Source organism: Rathayibacter sp. PhB186 (genome assembly GCF_003751825.1).
In the GTDB taxonomy this organism is placed as follows: domain Bacteria; phylum Actinomycetota; class Actinomycetes; order Actinomycetales; family Microbacteriaceae; genus Rathayibacter; species Rathayibacter festucae.
This window is the reverse complement of record NZ_RJKO01000001.1, coordinates 334,745-351,274: the sequence shown is the minus strand read 5'-3', so window position 1 is coordinate 351,274 and position 16,530 is coordinate 334,745. Positions and strand designations below refer to the sequence as shown.

Sequence of the window (16,530 nt, the reverse complement as noted above, 5' to 3'; positions counted from 1 at the left end):
CCCCGTCACTCCGCCCGCTCCTCTTTCTCGCGCACCACCCGCTCCCGCACCACCCTGCTCCTGCACCACCGCATCACGAACGGAACCGCCATGCCCCTCCTCATCACCGACGCCGCCGTCATCACCATGGACGCCGTCTCGGGCGCCGTCCCGATCACGGCGAGCATCCGGATCGTCGACGACGTGATCACGGCGATCGGCCCGGGGCTCGAGCCCGAGCCGGGCGACGAGATCCTCGACGGGCGCGACCGCCTCGTGACACCGGGCTTCGTCAACGCGCACACCCACTCGTGGGAGTACCTCTACAAGGGGCGCTACGACAACCTGCCGCTCGAGCTGTGGATGCTGCTGTCCTATCCGATCCTCGGCGACAGCCGCGTCGCTCCGGACCTGATCCGGCTGCGCTCGTCGCTGTTCGCACTCGAGTCGCTGAAGGCGGGCGTCACGACGCTCGTCGACGACGTGCTCGAGAACCCGGACCAGGACGCGGCACAGCTGGCGGCGGTGTTCGACGCCTACGACGAGATCGGCATCCGGGCGAACATCTCCGGGCACGTGATCAGCAAGCCCTTCTTCGAGACCATGCCGTTCCTCGAGGAGCACCTGCCGGCCGAGCTGCTCGACTCGGCCCGCGGGGCGGCGCGGCCGACCACCGAGGGCTACCTCGACTTCAGTCGCACCGCCTTCGCCACCCAGCACGGGCGGGGCGGCGGACGGCTGCGCTACATGGTCGCGCCCTCGGCCCCGCAGCGCGTGGGCGCCGACCTGCTGGTCGGCGCGACGGAGCTGGCGCTCGAGCACGACGCGGAGTGCCACATCCACGTCCTCGAGACCAAGACGCAGCTGGTGACCGGGGAGGAGTTCCACGGCTCGACGCTGGTCGAGTACATGGCCGGGATCTGCGCGCTCTCCGCGAACACGACCTTCGCGCACGGGATCTGGCTGACCGACTCCGACATGGCGTCGATCGCGGCGGCGGGCACCTCCGTCTCGCACAACCCGATCTCGAACCTCAAGCTCGGCTCGGGCATCGCGCCGTGGCGGGCGCTGCACGACGCGGGGGTGAACCTCGGGCTCGGCACCGACGGCTGCTCGAGCAGCGACTCCCCGCGGATGCTCGACGTGATCAAGGCCGCGGCGCTGCTGCACAAGGTGACCGATCCGGACCTGTCGACGTGGCCGACGGTGGCGGAGGTGCTGACCGCGGGCACGATCGGCGGTGCGCGCAGCGCTGTGCTCGGCGACGTCACCGGCAGCATCGAGGTGGGCAAGCAGGCCGACCTCGTGCTCTTCGACCTCGAGACGCTCGCGTTCACCCCGCGCCAGCGCCTGGAGAACCAGCTCGTCTACTCCGAGAACGGCTCGTCGATCGACACCGTGATCGTCGCCGGGCGGGTCGTCGTCGCGGGCGGCGAGTCGACGACCGTGGACGAGGCGGCGCTGCGGGCCGACCTGGCGGCGCAGCTCGGCGACATCGTCGCCCGGCAGGACGCCCTCGACCGCTCCAACGGCGTACTGACCGAGCCGTTCCACCGGATGTACGAGCGGGCGATGCGCCGCGACGCCCCGATCGACCGCTTCAGCGGCAGGCGCCTGGTCTGACGGCGCTCGGTCTGACGGCGGCGGGACCGACGGCGCTCGTCCCCGGCTCGTGGAACCCCCTCCGGCACGCAGAACCCGCCTCGGCACGCCGGATCCGGACAGTTCCGCGAGCCCGATGCGGTTCCGCGAGCCGAACGCGTCTTCGCGCTCGGGGCAGCACCGGGGGCCCGTGGCACCCGTCCGGGGCGGGATCGGACGGACCGGCGGCGCGTCGAGCCGGAGTGCGCCCCCTGAACGGGAACCCCCGTCCGGAGGAAGGTTCATTGCGAACGGGCGTTCGAACGCCCCGCCTAGGGTCGCAGCAGACGCGCCGGACTCCTCCGGCCGACCTCTCGAGCGACTCCCCCCACCGCAGTGCCGCGGTCAGGGCATGAGCCGCTCCTCCGCCCTCGACGCCCGGAAGGACGCCCGTGCCGACGACCCCCGCGACAGCCCGCCCGCGCCGCTCAGGCGCGCGGCAGGCCGGCGAAGTTCGCGGCGCTGAGCTCCTGCACGGCGGGCAGCTTCGCGAGGATGGCGGCCGAGACGCTCTCGCGGTCGGAGAGGACGCGCTCGAGGGCGTCGCCCACGCGGCCGGCGAGACCGGCACCCGGCTCGACGCAGAGGTAGGGCAGCTCGAACATCGCCATCAGGCCCTCGACCTTGCCCTGGGTGGCGAGCGTGATCGCCGGGACGCCCTTCATCAGGGACATGATCGCCAGGTGCATCCGGCCGGTGACGGTGACGGTCGCGCGCTCGGTGAAGCCGCGCACCTCCGCCGGGGTGAGGACGTCCTCGACGAAGGCGACGCCCGTGGTGTCCGGCAGGGCCGCGTAGACCTTGCGGCAGGCCGCGAGGTCGTCCGGTCCGTGCTTGATGACGTGCGGGAGCAGCACGACCGCGAGGCCGCGGGCGCGCAGGCCGCCGATGATCTCCACGTAGGCGCCGGTCTGGTCGGTGTCGATCAGGCCGGAGACGTTGACGATCGCGATGCCGCCGGTCGTGTCCAGCGCGGCGAGCTCGGTGCTCGCGCGGCCCTGGTCGACGGAGCGCGCCGAGAAGACGATGTCCGCCGAGGCCTTCGCGTCCAGGCCGTCGCGGCGGGCGCGCTCGACGGAGAGCGGGTCGCGGAGGAAGAGGGTCGTGCCGGCGCGGTCCGCGTCGCGGAGCTGCGCGAGGGCACCGGGGTGCGCCTTGCCGTTCCAGCTGAAGCCGAGGACGCGGGTGTCCACTCCGGCCGACGCGGCACTGCGGGCGACGAGCGCGCGGCTCGTCGAGGCGCGGAAGTTGTAGGCGCCGTCCATGATGTCGGCGCCGACGATCGAGACCGACGCGGCACCGGGCAGCATGGCCCGGAAGCGGCGCAGGTCGCGGACGAAGCTCGGCAGTCCGCCGTAGAGCAGGGTGCCCAGCGAGACGATCTCGACGCGGTCGGCCTGCTCGGCCGGGATGCGGAAGTCGCCCTTGTAGCGGGTGATCACGGTGATCGGCCCGGCCACGTTCTCCAGGAACGCGCCGACCAGCGCGGCGTCGCCGATGTTGCCGGCGCCGGGGGGCGCGATCAGGATCGCGCGGCCCTGAGCACCACTGGCTCCGCGGGCCCCGCCGGAGCGGCGGGCGCTGCGCAGGCGCGGAGCGTCGAGGAAGACGCCGCGCGCGCCGAGCGAGAGCACCGCCGGGCTCTTCAGCAGCGGGGCGGTGCGCTTGCGCAGCCCGCCCAGCACCGTCCGGACTCGCGAACCTACTCCGCTCACAGCGATTCCGTTCCCGGCCCCGTCGCGGAGCCGTGCTCATCGATGGCGGAGGCGGCCCGTCGCCGCATCCGTCCGTCCGGGCGGGATCTCGGCGGCAGAGGCAGCGGTGCTGCCCGTCCGCCGGGGACGCTCCCGCCGCGCCCAGTGTACGGAGTCGTCCCCCGTTCGCCCGGCGCGCACCGCCGAGGCCCGGTGCGGCCTCCCCTCGTCTTCTCCCTCCTCCTCTCCCTGCCCCGAGTCCCCGCTCACACCTTCCCCGATTGGACACCACGCCCATGACTCGAACGCTCAGCGCGACTCTCGCCGCTCTGCTGGTCGTGATCGCCGCGTTCTTCGCGGCCGCGCCCAGCTTCGCGGCGGCGAACCGCTACGCCTCGCCCAACGGCACGGGAACGGCCTGCTCCGCAGCCGCTCCCTGCGCCCTGACCACCGCTGTCCAGAACGCCGCCGCCGGCGACACCGTGCTGCTCACCGCCGGCACCTACCCGACGACCACCCTCAAGGGCGGGAAGGCGACCGTCGCCGCTCCCGTCGTCGTCCAGCCGGCCCCGGGCGCCTCGCCCGTGCTCGGCTCGACGAAGGTCTACACGCCCAACACCGTGTGGAACGACATCTTCTCCAAGAGCACCTTCTACACCTACGGCTCCGGCATCACGGTGAACCGGATGCACATCGACGGCGCCGGCATCTTCGTGCGCAGCGCGAACGTCGTCGTCCGCGACTCGCTCTTCGAGAACGGCTCGTCGATCGACGGCATCCAGGTCGGCGGCACCGACAACGGGCTGATCGAGAACAACCTGGTCCGCAACTTCGACCAGAACATCGACAACGGCCTGCACGCCGACTGCATCCAGGTGTTCGAGAGCAACGACGTCACCCTCCGCGGGAACACGCTGATGAACTGCTACAACGCGGGCATCATCTTCTCCCCCGGCGGCGGCGACGGCATGAGCGACATCACCGTGGAGTCGAACTTCGTCTCCGGCTGCATCGTGATCACCAGCGACTGCCGCGGCGGCTCGTCCGCGGACTTCCGCGAGGCCTCGGCCGACGGCATCTACATCCGCAACAACACCTTCGAGTCGGGCGCGCTGCGGGTCGGCGGGGCGAAGAACACGGTCTTCGACCGCAACATCGTCAGCTATCTCTCCTCCTGCACCAGCCCGATGACGAACACCATCGTCGAGAACTGGAACACCAAGCTCTGCAAGACGCCGTCGCTGCTCAACCAGCAGGGCAACATCCAGGGCGCTCCGGCGCTCGCCTCGGTGGCCACCGGCGACCTGCACGTGCTGTCCGCGACCGGGACCCAGATCGCCGGCTGGGGGTCGACCACGTCGGCCCGCACCGACATCGACGGCCAGGTCATGGGCTCCCGCACCGCCGGCGCCGACCAGTTCGGCGGGGTGACCGCTCCGACGCCGACCGCGACTCCGACGGCCACGCCGACCGCGACCGCGACGGCGACGCCGACGGCGACAGCCACCCCGACGGCCACCCCGACCGCGACCGCGACGCCGACCGCCACGCCGACGCCGACCGCGACGCCGACGCCGACCGCGACGCCGACGCCGACCGCGACTCCCACCCCGACGGCCACGCCCGCCCCGGTCGACCGCACGGCGCCGACCGTCGCGATCGTCTCGCCGGGCTCCGGCTCGTCGGTCACCGGAGTCGTCAGCCTGATGGCGACCGCCGCGGACGACACCGCCGTGACCGGAGTCACGTACTGGGTCGGAACCACCAAGCTGGGCGACGCCGTGCAGGCGTCGGACGGCAACTGGTACCTCACGGTCAACACCGCGGTGTTCCCGAAGGGCACCTACTCGGTGACGGCGAAGGCCGTCGACGCGGCGGGCAACGCCACGACGAGCGCCCCGATCCTCCTGAAGCGGGTCTGACGCCCGGAGTGAGGACCGCCTGAACGTCGAAGGGCCCCTGCGCCGTGCAGGGGCCCTTCGTCGTCCGCAGGTGACGGAGTCGCCGTCAGTCGGACTCGCCGTCAGTCGGTGAAGATCGCGCCCACCGGCTCGCGCTTCTCGGCCTGGAAGCGGTCCTCGGCGCGGCCGAGCGCCCAGTAGGCCGAGAGCGAGAGCGCCGCGCGCTCGACGCCCCAGTCGTCCTGGAGGATCGCGCGGAGCCGCTTCATCGCCGTCCGCTCGCCGTGGGCGAAGACCTCGACGGCGCCGTCCGGGCGGGTCAGCTCCGCGACGGCAGCGGTCAGCGCGTGCCCCGCCTCCTCGTCGCCGCGGTGCAGCCAGCGCACCTCGACGCCCGCGGGGACGGTCAGCGGCAGCTCGTCCTCGGCGCCGTGCACCTCGATGAGCGCGGTTCCGCGGGCCTGGGCGGGCATCGCCTCCAGGGCCGCCGCGATCGCCGGCAGCGCCGACTCGTCGCCGAGCAGGAGGTTCGCGGCGTCGGCGCGGGGCGCCCAGGCGCCGCCGGGGGCCGACATCTCGAGGCGGTCGCCGGGGCGCGCGGAGGCGGCCCAGGGTCCGGCCACTCCCTCGTCGCCGTGCAGGACGAAGTCGATCGCGAGGCTGCGCGCCTCGAGGTCGACGGAGCGGATCGTGTAGGTCCGGCGCACCGGGAGCTCCTCGGGGGCGAGGCGGGCGCGCAGGGCGTCGAGGTCGTGCGGCGGCTCGAGCGCGACGCCGGGCGGGGCGAGCAGCAGCTTGACGTAGCGGTCGGTGGCGGCGAGCCTCTCGGGATCCGCGGCCTCGACGAAGGCGTCGAAGCCCTCGCCGCCGAGGTGCACGCGCACGAAGTGCTCGGTGAGCCGCTCGGTGCGCAGCACGGTCAGCACGAGCTGCGGGCGGGGCGGACGGGCGCGGCGCTCGGACGGCGCGGCGGGCGTGGTGGCGTCGGTCATCCCTCCAGCATGCCGCCCGCGCCCGCGGGGCGCGCGCGATCGGCCCGGGCTCGCAGGAACCTCATGACCCGGCCGCAGTGCCGGCCGGCCGGGGCGCCTCCGGCACGCGGAACCGTCTCCGGCACGCGAGAACCGTCGGATCCGACGAGCCGAGCCGCGATTCGCGTGCCGAAGGTGTGCGGGGAGCGGACACGCTCGGCCGACAGACGGCTCCGGCACGCGAGAACATCCTCGGCACGCGGAAACCGCCGAATCCGACGAGCCGCACCGCGTTTCGCGAGCCCGAGGTGCGACCGACGCGGAAGTCGGCGCCCGCCGGACGTCTCCGGCACGCGAGAACATTCTCGGCACGCGGTAACCGCCGAGATCCGCGAGCCGGACCGCGTTTCACGAGCCGGAGGTGCCGCGGACGCGGGCGGGGACGCGCGGCGAGCTTCGTGTGGCGCGAGGTGGGGGCGCCCCGGCGCGCGACGGCGCGCGGGCGCGGGCGGCCACGCCGTAGCCTCTCCCCCATGGATGCGACCACGACCGTCTCGCGCGCCGCCCCGACCGCCCCCCGGCTGCAGCCGGACCGGGTCCTCGTGCCCGACGTCCTGCGCGGGGTCGCCATCGTGGCGATGCTGATCGCGCACGCGATGCCGCTCGTCCCGAGCCTGCGCGGCGGGGCGATCGGCTTCGCGGCGGGCAACGTCAACGACCTCGCGTCGCCGCTGTTCGCCCTGGTGATGGGGATGTCGGCGGCCCTGGTCCTCGCGCGGCCCGGAGCCTCCGGCGGGCGGGTCGTCGTGCAGAACCTGATCCGCGGTGCCGTGCTGGTCGCGCTCGGCGTCTGGCTGGGCGGCTGGGGCAGCTGGATCGCGATCGTGCTGCCGCACCTCGGGCTCACGCTCGCGCTCGGGACGCCGATCCTGCTCCTGCGCAGCCGCCTGGTCGCGGTCGTCGCCGCCGTCGTGCTCGTGGCTGGTGCTCCGCTGAACGCGCTGGTCGCGGCGTCGGTGGATCCGGCGGTGCTCTACGCGCGGACGCCCGTCGGCTTCCTGCTGCAGTGGAGCTTCGTCGATCCGCACTACCGGCTGACGAATCTGCTCCCCTTCCTCCTGCTCGGCGGGCTGCTGCTGCGGCACGGCTTCCGGCGCGACCGGCTGCTGGCCGTGCTGGCCGTCGTCGCCGTGCTGGCGTACCCGGTGCGGCCGGCGCTCGAGCGGCTGATCGGCCTCGAGTCCGTGTCGGGCAGCCACCCGGACACGCTGCACGACCTGGGCCTGGTGCTCGCCGCCTACGTCGTCGTGGTGCTGCTCGCGACGGTCCGGCGGCGGCCGGCGAGCACGGTGATCGCGGCGGTGCTCACGCCGTTCCGGGCGGTCGGCTCGCTCGCGCTCTCGGTGTACGTGCTGCAGGTGGCGGTCGTCGCCGCCTTCGCGACCCGGGGCCTCGGCTACGTCGCCGACACCCCCGGCGCCGCCCTCCTCCTGGTGCTGGGAGTCTGGGCGGTCGCGGTGCTGTGGTGGCGCTTCGTCGGCATCGGACCGCTGGAGTGGCTGATCGGCCGACTGACCCGCCTGGTGCCGGGGCCGCGGCGCTGAGCCGCCGACGTCATCCCGAGCCGCGTCACTCCTCCCTCTCTCAGCGGCCGTATCCTGCGTCCCGGAGTGCCTGCTCCGCTGCGGCTGCGACCTCCGCCAGCAGTCTTCTGAGTGCGGCCTCGACCATCGCCCGCACCCGGATCCTCAGTCCTTCGGAGATGACCGGGTAGACCTCGCGGAGGAAGACGTGCAGGAGGAGGCCGCCCCGCTCGTCGACGACGATGAAGTCGGCGCCGTCGGTGTCGGGGCGTGCGATCTGCACGGAGAAGCCGCGCTCCGCCTGTGCCAGCGCAGGCCGGGCGCTTTCGAGGCGCAGAGACGGCGTGAGTTGCGGCCTGCTCTGTCGGTAGCCGTCACGCACGTGCCTGGATGGCGTCCCATTGACCGCGGAGAGCGTGAGCGACGACCGCAGAACTGTCGAGTCCCGCGCAGACTGCACCTCGTCGGACACCAGGCCTGTGAGCCGGTCCGCCACCTCGTCGAGGACCTCGTGCTCCAGCCCGCCGCGCCCCGTGAGCAGGACCTCGAAGGCGGAGAGCTGATCCGCGAGCTCGGGGGTGCGCGCCGTCTCCAGCTCGGCTCGGATGAGGTTGATCGTGTCGATGACGCAGTCGCGGAAGAAAGCGGTGAACTGCTCTCCGCGCTTCGCGTCCGCCGCCTCGAGAGCGTCGAGGTAGCGCGCCTTCTGGTCGGCGAAGATCACGATCGGCACCCCGTAGGCCCGGTAGAGGAAGACGGAGGCGAGAGCGCGGGACACCCGCCCGTTCCCGTCCGGGAAGGGGTGGATGCAGACGAAGGCGTAATGCGCGTAGGCCGCCTGAATCACAGCCGGAGCGTCGAGGAACTCCGCCGATCGCAACTCGGCGACGAATCGCTCCATCTCCGGGACGACGTCCGCCGGCGAGGCGTAGCTGTGGATGCGGTTCGACGCGAGGTTCAGCGGATTGTTCGGATCCTTCTTGTATGCGCCGGTCTGCAGTGGGCGCTCCTGCCAGCCGACCGAGGTGAGGACCCGGTAGGTGTCCTGCGAACGGCAGAGCACCTCGTGCAGCCCTCGGATCCAGTACTCGCTGATCGGGACGTTCGCCGTGGCGGCATCGAGGACGTGCTCGTAGCCGGCGAGCTGGTCAGCGATGACCCGCGCGACCGCCTCGCCCTTCTCCTGCGGGATCCTCGCCCACGCCACGGTCGTCGCGGCGACGGTGTAGGTGAATCCGCGGTCCACCTCGTAGAGGTTCTCGATCGCGCCGGTGTCCACGGCCGCCCACTTGTTGGTGATGTCGAGCATCCGGCTCCAGAGCTCGGGAGAGCTCTCCGCACGGTCGGCCGCCAGCATCTCGCCGAAGTCGCTCACCAGGTGGACGTCGGCGGTGCGTCCCTCCCACTCCAGGAAGCTCGGGAAGGTCTCGTACGGGTCCGTGATCGGCTCTGCCCCATCGACCATGTCGTCTCCACTCGCTCTGCAGAACCGGCGCACGTGAGGCGTCGTCTTCTGGATGCGTCAACTCTTCCATCCGCTGACCGGGGAGCGGCACTGCCTGCCTGATCGTGCCTCCGTGGGCATCGGGACGCTCGGGCGGATCGTCAGCTCTCGACGACCGGCAGCTCGGCGACCGCGACGGCTCCGCCGCTCTCGTCGGTGATCTCGATCGAGGCGACGGAGGCGCGCAGGACGGCCGCGTTCATGGCGCAGTCGAGCTCGGCGGTGCTGCCGAGGAACGAGCCGGAGGGCAACCGCACGCCCGTCGCTGTGACCAGGACGACCTCGTAGCTCTCGCCGACGGCGAAGCCGCTGCCGCGCAGGATCGTCTCGGTGCCCCAGGTGTGCGCGACGAGCTCGGCGTCGATGTCGAGGGCCGGGTCCTCGGCGAACGCGATCGGCTCGACGGCGCCGAGCGTGCCCGGTCCGCCCTCGGGGGGACGGTCGCCGAGCGCCTGCAGGGCGAGCCCGCCGACGGCGCCGAGCGCGACGCAGGCGGCCGCGGCGGTCACCGCGAGCGCCGTCCGGCGACCGCGCGCGGGACGGGCCGACCCACGCCGCACCGACGCACGCGGGTCCGACGCACCCCGCGCCTCCTCGCCACGGGCCCTCGGGACCGCCGTCAGCGCCGGGCCGGCGAGCGCCGCCACCCGCGTGCGCAGGTCCACCGAGGGCTCCGGCTCCTCCCAGCGGCCGACGCCGCCCAGCCCGGACAGCACGGCGCCGAAGGAGGCCAGCTCCTCGTCCACGCTCGGATCCTCCCCCCGCAGCCGGTCGAGCTCGGCGGCCTCCTCGGCGGACAGCTCGCCGGCGAGGGCCGCGGCGATCAGCTCCTCCCGGCGCCCGCCCTCGTCCGGGCCGCCGTCGCCGGAGCCGCCGTCGCCGGGTCCGCCACTGCTGGTCACGATCGGTCCTCCGGAGTCGGGTCGGGCCCCGCGAGATGCGTGCGGAGCGCCTTGAGAGCGTAGAACGTGCGGGTCCGGAGCGTCGCGACCGCGACTCCGGTCGCCGCGGAGACCTCGGCGTAGCTCTCGCCGCGGAGGTGGATCGCGACGACCACCTGCCGGTGCTCGGGGGAGAGCCGGGCCAGCGCCTCGACCATCATCAGCGGCTCGAGCGGATCGACGTCGTCACCGGGGACGTCGTCGAGCACCTCGGCCGGCACGATCCGCGGCAGCCGATGCAGGGAGCGGTGCGCGTCGACGATCACGTTGCGGGCGATCGCGAACAGCCAGGTGCGCGGGCTCGCGCGCTCCGCGACGTAGCGCTCGCGCGAGCGCCAGGCCCGGAGGAACGTCTCCTGCACGCAGTCCTCGGCGAGACCGCGGTCGCGCAGCGCGTTGACGGCGAAGCCGAGCAGGGCGGATCCGTGCTCGTCGAACGCCGCGGTGAGGTCGAGGGGCGCGGGGTCGCCGGGCGTGGGATCGAGCGGCGGGGCGGCGGGTCCGGCGGCGGGCACGGGCGCCGGGCGAGGGTCGGGCTGCGTCATCGCGGTGCGGTCCCCTCGTCGCCTCGTCGTCGTCGGCCCGGTAGCGGTCGGGCCGATCGTCGCCGGCCCTACCGTCGCCGGCCCGATCGTCGCCGGCATCGTCAGCGCCGCGAGTGCCATCGGCGCCTCCTGTCCCGACCGGCCGGGCGGCCCGTCACAGGGGGTACGGAGCGGAGGAGCGAGACGTTCATCCGGGCACTGCGGTCGAGTCTATGAGAAGGATCTCAGACAGCAGGGCAAGGGCCCTCTCAGCTCCGGCGCGCTCAGCTCCGCGGCGCTCGGCTCGGCGGCGCGAACGCGCCGAGGGCGTACGCGAGCAGGAGCAGCGCCATCACGGCTCCGGACGCCACCGCCGCCAGCACGGCCGCCGCGCCACTGCCGAGGAGCAGGCCGAGCCCGCCGAGCACGACCAGCGCGCCGCCGAGCAGCGCGAACATCCGCTCGGAGAACGCCCACGCGAACGGGAGGAAGTGCAGCCCGACCACGAGCGCGATGAGCGCCGGGCGCAGCTCGCCGCGGCCCGCCGACTCGAGGACCCGGCTGCCGACCGCGATGAGCGCGAACTCGGCGACCACGCAGGCGCCGTAGACGGCGAGCCGCGCGGGCCTCGGCGGTGCGAAGGGCCCGAGTGAGCGCGGACGGACGAAGAGGAGCCAGAGCGCGGCGGCGACCGTCGCGCCGACCAGGACCCGTGCGATGATCGCGACGGGCTCCGCGGGCGAGTACGAGAACGCGAAGACGACGGCGCCGGCCAGGCCGACGACCGCGCCGAGCCGTCGCGGGTCCGCGAAGACCGGCGGGCCGCTCTGCTCCGATGCCATCCGGGCAGCCTCGCAGATCCCGGACGGCAGCGACAGCCGCCGGCGTCCCGAGCGAGCACCGGCGGACGCGCCGAGCGGCCGCGGTCCGGTCAGGAAGCGGTCCCGAGCTCCTCGATGTCGTCCACACCGGCGGCCGCGGCCTCGCGGCGTCGCGCGCGCAGGGACGGCGCGAGCAGCGCGGCGACGATCGCGAGCGCTCCGACTCCGGCCGAGGCCCAGAAGCCGACGGTGAACGCCTCGTCCGTCGGGGCACCCTGCGGAGTGACGCTGGAGGAGATCAGCGCGGCGATGACCGCGGTGCCGATGCTGCTGCCGATGGTGCGCAGGACGGTGTTCGCACTGATGGCCTCGCCGGTCTGGGCAGCGGGCACGCTCTCGACGATCGCGTTCGAGGTGGCCGCGAGGGCCATGCCGATGCCGATGCCGGTGAGAACGCCTGAGACGAGGATCTGCCACTCCTCGCCGTGGCCGAGCGCGGGGAGGACGAACGCGATCGCGACGGCGACGCCGCCGGTGATCATCGGGATCTTCGGTCCGACGCGGCGGATCATCGCCCCCGCGACGACGCCGGAGACGACCATGGCGACGACCGTCGGCAGCAGGAACAGACCCGCTTCGCTGACCGACTTGCCGAAGCCGTAGCCCAGCACCGTGGGCAGCTGCAGCAGCGTCGGCACGAGGATGAAGGTGCCGAACATCGCGAAGCCGAAGGCGAGCGCGACGATGTGCGCGGTCCACACCCCACGGTGCCGGAAGAGGCGGACGTCGATCAGCGGCTCGGAGACGCGCAGCTCGACCAGCACGAAGGCGACGAGGGCGACCGCGCCGAGCACGAGCAGACCGATCGTCTTCGCGTCGCCCCAGCCCCAGTTCTGGCCCTCGCTGATGGCGAGGAGGAGCGCGACGAGGCCGATCGAGAGGATCGTCGTGCCGACGAGGTCCAGCTTGCCCGGCGTGCGCACGGGCGACTCCGGCATCCCGAAGACCGCTCCGAGGAGGGCGACGGCGACCAGCACGGCGGGCAGCCAGAACAGCCAGTGCCAGGAGAGCGCCTCGACGATCGGGCCGGCGGCGACGATGCCGACTCCGGCGCCGATGCCGAAGATGGCGGACAGCAGCCCGATGGTGACGCTGACGCGCTCCCGGGGAAGCTCGTCGCGGACGATGCCGATCGACAGCGGCATCACCGCACCGGCCGCGCCCTGCAGGACGCGTCCGACGATGAGGACGCCGAGGTTCGGCGCGATCGCGGCGACGACCGTGCCGACCAGCAGCAGCGACAGCACCACGATCAGCACCTTGCGCTTGCCGACCATGTCGCCGAGGCGACCGAGGATCGGCGTGAGCACCGAGGCGGAGAGCAGATAGGCCGTCAGCACCCAGCTCGCGTCGCTCGTGGCCACGCCGAGGTCCTGCCCGATCGTGCCCAGGGCGGGGGCGACCAGCGACTGCAGGACGGCGAACGAGAGACCGCCGAGCGAGAGGTAGAGCACGATCGCGGTGCCGCGCGGCTTCCGCTGCGGCGCAGCGCTCTCGCGCGGGACTCCGGTCGGCACCGAGCCCGTCGCGGCGGGCTGGCTGGTGGTGGACATGCGTCTCCTCGGCTGGTGTGCGGCGTGTGAGCGGCGTGTAAACAGGTGCTTACTTGTCGAGTGTAGCCAGCGCGGCACGCCTGTCAACACGTGTTTACTTGTCCTCGGCTAGGTTGGTCGACGGGAGTGGGACATGAGCACTGACAGCGAGGACATCGGCGCAGGGGTCTCCGGCTGCGACGCCGACGACGAGCTCGTCCGCCCGGGCCGGGACGCGGAGGCGACGAAGCGCGCGCTGATCCGGGCCGCGCGGCGCCGGTTCGCGACCGACGGCTACCGCGCGACCACGGTGCGGCACATCGCCGCCGACGCCGGAGTGAACGTGGCCCTGATCAACCGCTACTTCGTCTCCAAGGACGGTCTCTTCGAGGCATGCATGCGCCGCACCTCGGACGAGCTGGAGTCCGAGACCCCTGACGGACCCGCGGATCTCGACGCGATCGTCCAGCGGCTGATCGGCCACGTCCTCCGCGCGCCGAACAACGACGACCCGCTGCAGCTCCTCCTCCTGCTGCGCTCCTCGGGCGACGCGACCGCGGACCGGATCCGCCGGGAGACCCTCGAGGAGTTCACCCGCCGGCTCGCCGTCGCCGCCGGCTGGCGCCCGGACGACCCGCGGACCGCCCCGGTGCTGGTCCGAGCCCAGCTCGCCATCGCCACGATGATGGGCGTCACCGTGATGCGCACCTCCGCCGCCGTGGAGCCGATCGCCTCCGCCGCCGACGAGGATCTCCGCGAGCCGCTGGACCGGATGTTCCGCGTCCTTCTCGGCGCGGAGTCCGCGACGACCGAGCCGCGCTAGTCCGGGCCGGAGTCGTCGCCGCCCCACTCGGGGGGCGCGCCGGCACTGCGCAGCGGGGCGTGCCGCCTGCCAGGATCCCTCGTGGGCCTTCTTCCCCCGGAAGCCCCTCCCCCGCCGCACGAGAGGCCGCCATGATCGACGTCCGCACCCCCGCCAGCCGCCCCGCCGGCCGCCCCGCCCCCCGCGGCGTCTCCCGCGGCGTCTCCCGCCGGGCGGTCACCACCGCCGCCGCCTGGACCGTGCCCGTCGTGGCCGTCGCCGTCGGCACGCCCGCCGCCGCAGCGTCCGGCCTCGACGTCGGAGCCTTCGTCCTGAACGGCACCTGCGGCAGTCCCGGGATCCTCGGCCCCGGCTTCACGCTCACCGCAGGCTCCGCCGACCTGCCGGTCGGGACCACGATCACCATCGTCGGCAGCGGCGTCGCGAACATCGGCGTGTTCACGGCCACCCCGAGCATCGCGACGATCACTTCCCCGAGCAGCACCACCCGCTTCGTCACCCTCACCGGTCCGCTGCCCGCGGGCTCCACCATGGGCCTGCGCACCACCCTCTCGATCACCAGCGCCTTCACCCTGAACGCGACGACGACCCTCCCCGAGGGCACCGTCGGCACCGGAGCGAAGAGCACGGCGTCGGTCAGGTCCGACCGGGTGTTCTGCACGGGCAACTGACGGCACGGGCGACTGACGGATGCGGAGCTTCGAGCGGCGGCTCCGGCGCGTCAGTTCCCGGCCGTGCGGCTGTCGTCGAGCTCGTCGCGGTGCCGTTCGACGTAGCCCGCCATGCCGGGGACGGTGAACGCGATCTGTCCGTGCTCGGGCGAGTAGATCAGACCCTTGCTGATCAGAGCGGCCCGATAGGGCCCGACACTGCTGGTCTGCACGCCCATCCGCTGGGCGACGAGCGCCGTCGAGCACGGGCCCTCTCCGTCGACGGCCATGGCGAGCAGCATCCGCCGCTCCGATCTGGTCGCTCGCTGCCACCGGGAGCGGAAGAATCCGGCGTCGAGCTGCTCCGTCCCGTACTGGACGGCGGCCGTCGCGTCGGACCGGTCGATCAGGCGGTCCGCGGCGAGATTCCACGCCGCCTGCCCGTACTCCTGGAGGAAGTACGGGTAGCCGCCCGCCGCCTCGAGGAGCGTCGCCAAGGCGTCCGCCGCGTACTCGGCGCCGAGACGCTCGGCGGGTTCGCGGAGCGCCTGCGCCGCATCGCTCGGAGCGAGCGTGCCGATCCGCCGGTAGTTGAACAGCCGCTCGGCGTACGACCGCGTCTCGGTGAGGACGCGCGGCAGGTCCGGGAGGCCGGCGGCGATGACGTAGAAGGGCCACTCCCTCTGGTTCGCGGTGTGCTGGGCCGCGAGGAGAGCCCCCATCGTCTCGGCATCGAGATCCTGCATCTCATCGATGAAGACAGCGAAGGCGCGTCGCTGCTCGCCGAGCGCGGTCGAGACGTCCTCGACGAGTTCGAGGAGGTCGACCTCGGCGTCGCCGGAATCGGCGCGGCCCTGGCTCAGGGAGACGCCCAGCTCGATTCCCGTCGCGCCGACCTTCGCGTTGAACGAGGAGATCGTTCCGAGCGCCTCGCGCATCAGCGACGACAGCTTCGTGCGGGAGAGCTTGCGGGCGGACATCACCAGGCCGCGAGCCAGCGCTCGACGTACCGCATGCACTCCCGCCTCGTCCCGTCGGGCCTCGATGCGGACCGTCAGCCACTCGGACTGCTCCGCCAGCCGGTGCATCTCGTTGAGGAGCACCGTCTTGCCGACCCCGCGGAGCCCGGTGAGGACGATGCCTCGATCTCCGAGCCCGTGGCCGACGCGGGCATGGAGCGTCTCGAAGGCTTCCAGCTCACCGCCGCGGCCGACGAGTTCGGGAGGACGACGGCCCGACCCCGGGCTGTAGGGATTCTGATCGGGCTGCACGTAGGGAATGATAGCCCCGAATTAGAAAATCCTAATTTTGTGCAATCGATGGCAATCGTCGCCCCGGGGCGCTCACACGTCGGACGTGCGGCGGCCGATCAGTACGGGACCGTGAGCGACAGCACCGCGACGTCGAAACCCGGCGCGGTGATGACCAGGTCCGCCACGGGGACCGGACTCTGCGTGCGATCGTCGCTGGCGATCAGCAGCAGCAGGATGCCGGACTCCTCGCCCGCCGCGAGCGCGGGGTCGTAGCGGAGGGCGATGCGTCCCTCCGGGAAGCCGTCGGCGTAGCTCCACTGCTGTCCGTTGAAGCCGGCGAACGAGTAGCCGCTTCCCGGATCCTGGAGGACGACGATCACGGATCCGCCCTCGAGCGGTGCGGAGCCGGTGTTGGTCGCGTAGACGCGATACGCCGTCGAGGCCGACGCGACGTCCTCCGCGGGACCTTCGGCGCGAGCGCCGAGCGGAGGGAGCGTGCCGCTCGCCGCGGCGGACGGTGCGGAGACGGCGAGCGCGATCACGGGAGCGGCCCAGGCCGCTCCGACGAGGGTGCGGCGCGCGAGCGGCGCGGGGGGAGCGGTCAGGTCGGGCACGGCGGGTCCTCTCGGCACGGGTGGGCAGGACCGAGCGTA

Annotated in this window: 14 protein-coding genes; 5 read left to right on the top strand and 9 right to left on the bottom strand. The window is 73.0% G+C overall.

Going from position 1 to position 16,530, the window contains the following annotated elements; genetic code table 11:
* Positions 1 to 90 precede the first annotated feature (90 nt).
* The gene (locus EDF45_RS01545) at positions 91 to 1,602 is read left to right on the top strand and encodes an amidohydrolase family protein (RefSeq protein ID WP_123734711.1); all 1,512 of its coding nucleotides are present in this window, start codon (positions 91 to 93) and stop codon (positions 1,600 to 1,602) included.
* Positions 1,603 to 2,048: 446 nt separating this feature from the next.
* On the opposite strand, the gene EDF45_RS01540 is transcribed toward EDF45_RS01545, so the two are convergent.
* On the bottom strand, positions 2,049 to 3,335 hold the full coding sequence (locus tag EDF45_RS01540; protein ID WP_148059207.1) for a polysaccharide pyruvyl transferase family protein: 1,287 nt from the start codon (positions 3,333 to 3,335) through the stop codon (positions 2,049 to 2,051).
* 275 nt (positions 3,336 to 3,610) lie between these two features.
* Between EDF45_RS01540 and EDF45_RS01535 the strand changes: the two genes are divergently transcribed.
* On the top strand, positions 3,611 to 5,236 hold the full coding sequence (locus EDF45_RS01535) for an Ig-like domain-containing protein (protein ID WP_123734710.1): 1,626 nt from the start codon (positions 3,611 to 3,613) through the stop codon (positions 5,234 to 5,236).
* Between the two features lie 101 nt (positions 5,237 to 5,337).
* On the opposite strand, the gene EDF45_RS01530 is transcribed toward EDF45_RS01535, so the two are convergent.
* Entirely contained in the window at positions 5,338 to 6,207 is an 870-nt protein-coding gene (locus tag EDF45_RS01530) for a siderophore-interacting protein (RefSeq protein WP_123734709.1), read from the bottom strand.
* Positions 6,208 to 6,719: 512 nt separating this feature from the next.
* Between EDF45_RS01530 and EDF45_RS01525 the strand changes: the two genes are divergently transcribed.
* Entirely contained in the window at positions 6,720 to 7,790 is a 1,071-nt protein-coding gene (locus EDF45_RS01525) for a DUF418 domain-containing protein (RefSeq protein WP_123734708.1), read from the top strand.
* Positions 7,791 to 7,830: 40 nt separating this feature from the next.
* Here the strand turns inward: EDF45_RS01525 and EDF45_RS01520 are convergent, their stop codons facing one another.
* The 5 genes from EDF45_RS01520 to EDF45_RS01500 all read right to left on the bottom strand — a co-directional run bounded on the left by EDF45_RS01520 (position 7,831) and on the right by EDF45_RS01500 (position 13,172).
* The gene (locus EDF45_RS01520) at positions 7,831 to 9,234 is read right to left on the bottom strand and encodes a Fic family protein (protein ID WP_123734707.1); all 1,404 of its coding nucleotides are present in this window, start codon (positions 9,232 to 9,234) and stop codon (positions 7,831 to 7,833) included.
* Between the two features lie 140 nt (positions 9,235 to 9,374).
* Positions 9,375 to 10,175 (bottom strand): hypothetical protein, encoded by an 801-nt coding sequence (locus EDF45_RS01515; protein WP_123734706.1) that lies wholly within the window; start codon positions 10,173 to 10,175, stop codon positions 9,375 to 9,377.
* Positions 10,172 to 10,879: a sigma-70 family RNA polymerase sigma factor gene (locus EDF45_RS01510; protein ID WP_260311730.1), complete on the bottom strand. Its 708-nt coding sequence runs from the start codon at positions 10,877 to 10,879 to the stop codon at positions 10,172 to 10,174. The genes EDF45_RS01515 and EDF45_RS01510 overlap by 4 nt, the downstream gene beginning before the upstream one ends.
* Positions 10,880 to 11,022: 143 nt before the next feature.
* The gene (locus EDF45_RS01505) at positions 11,023 to 11,580 is read right to left on the bottom strand and encodes a DUF7010 family protein (RefSeq protein WP_123734705.1); all 558 of its coding nucleotides are present in this window, start codon (positions 11,578 to 11,580) and stop codon (positions 11,023 to 11,025) included.
* Positions 11,581 to 11,669: 89 nt separating this feature from the next.
* Positions 11,670 to 13,172, bottom strand: a complete 1,503-nt coding sequence (locus EDF45_RS01500) for an MFS transporter (protein ID WP_123734704.1) — start codon at positions 13,170 to 13,172, stop codon at positions 11,670 to 11,672.
* A 133-nt stretch (positions 13,173 to 13,305) separates the two neighbouring features.
* Here EDF45_RS01500 and EDF45_RS01495 point away from each other — a divergent pair, with 133 nt between their 5' ends.
* Both EDF45_RS01495 and EDF45_RS01490 read left to right on the top strand, forming a co-directional pair.
* Entirely contained in the window at positions 13,306 to 13,974 is a 669-nt protein-coding gene (locus EDF45_RS01495) for a TetR/AcrR family transcriptional regulator (RefSeq protein ID WP_123734703.1), read from the top strand.
* A 131-nt stretch (positions 13,975 to 14,105) separates the two neighbouring features.
* Positions 14,106 to 14,645 (top strand): hypothetical protein, encoded by a 540-nt coding sequence (locus EDF45_RS01490; RefSeq protein WP_123734702.1) that lies wholly within the window; start codon positions 14,106 to 14,108, stop codon positions 14,643 to 14,645.
* A gap of 50 nt (positions 14,646 to 14,695) precedes the next feature.
* On the opposite strand, the gene EDF45_RS01485 is transcribed toward EDF45_RS01490, so the two are convergent.
* Together EDF45_RS01485 and EDF45_RS01480 are read right to left on the bottom strand one after the other, a co-directional pair.
* On the bottom strand, positions 14,696 to 15,895 hold the full coding sequence (locus EDF45_RS01485) for an ATP-binding protein (protein ID WP_123734701.1): 1,200 nt from the start codon (positions 15,893 to 15,895) through the stop codon (positions 14,696 to 14,698).
* 98 nt (positions 15,896 to 15,993) lie between these two features.
* Positions 15,994 to 16,491 carry a hypothetical protein gene (locus EDF45_RS01480; RefSeq protein WP_123734700.1) on the bottom strand — a complete coding sequence of 166 codons (498 nt, stop codon included), beginning with the start codon at positions 16,489 to 16,491 and terminating at the stop codon, positions 15,994 to 15,996.
* Positions 16,492 to 16,530 lie beyond the last annotated feature (39 nt).

Coding starts and splice junctions, on each gene's coding strand:
- EDF45_RS01545 (WP_123734711.1), top strand. CDS start 91: ATGCCCCTCCTCATCACCGACGCCGCCGTCATCACCATGGACGCCGTC.
- EDF45_RS01535 (WP_123734710.1), top strand. CDS start 3,611: ATGACTCGAACGCTCAGCGCGACTCTCGCCGCTCTGCTGGTCGTGATC.
- EDF45_RS01530 (WP_123734709.1), bottom strand. CDS start 6,207: ATGACCGACGCCACCACGCCCGCCGCGCCGTCCGAGCGCCGCGCCCGT.
- EDF45_RS01525 (WP_123734708.1), top strand. CDS start 6,720: ATGGATGCGACCACGACCGTCTCGCGCGCCGCCCCGACCGCCCCCCGG.
- EDF45_RS01520 (WP_123734707.1), bottom strand. CDS start 9,234: ATGGTCGATGGGGCAGAGCCGATCACGGACCCGTACGAGACCTTCCCG.
- EDF45_RS01510 (WP_260311730.1), bottom strand. CDS start 10,879: ATGGCACTCGCGGCGCTGACGATGCCGGCGACGATCGGGCCGGCGACG.
- EDF45_RS01505 (WP_123734705.1), bottom strand. CDS start 11,580: ATGGCATCGGAGCAGAGCGGCCCGCCGGTCTTCGCGGACCCGCGACGG.
- EDF45_RS01500 (WP_123734704.1), bottom strand. CDS start 13,172: ATGTCCACCACCAGCCAGCCCGCCGCGACGGGCTCGGTGCCGACCGGA.
- EDF45_RS01495 (WP_123734703.1), top strand. CDS start 13,306: ATGAGCACTGACAGCGAGGACATCGGCGCAGGGGTCTCCGGCTGCGAC.
- EDF45_RS01490 (WP_123734702.1), top strand. CDS start 14,106: ATGATCGACGTCCGCACCCCCGCCAGCCGCCCCGCCGGCCGCCCCGCC.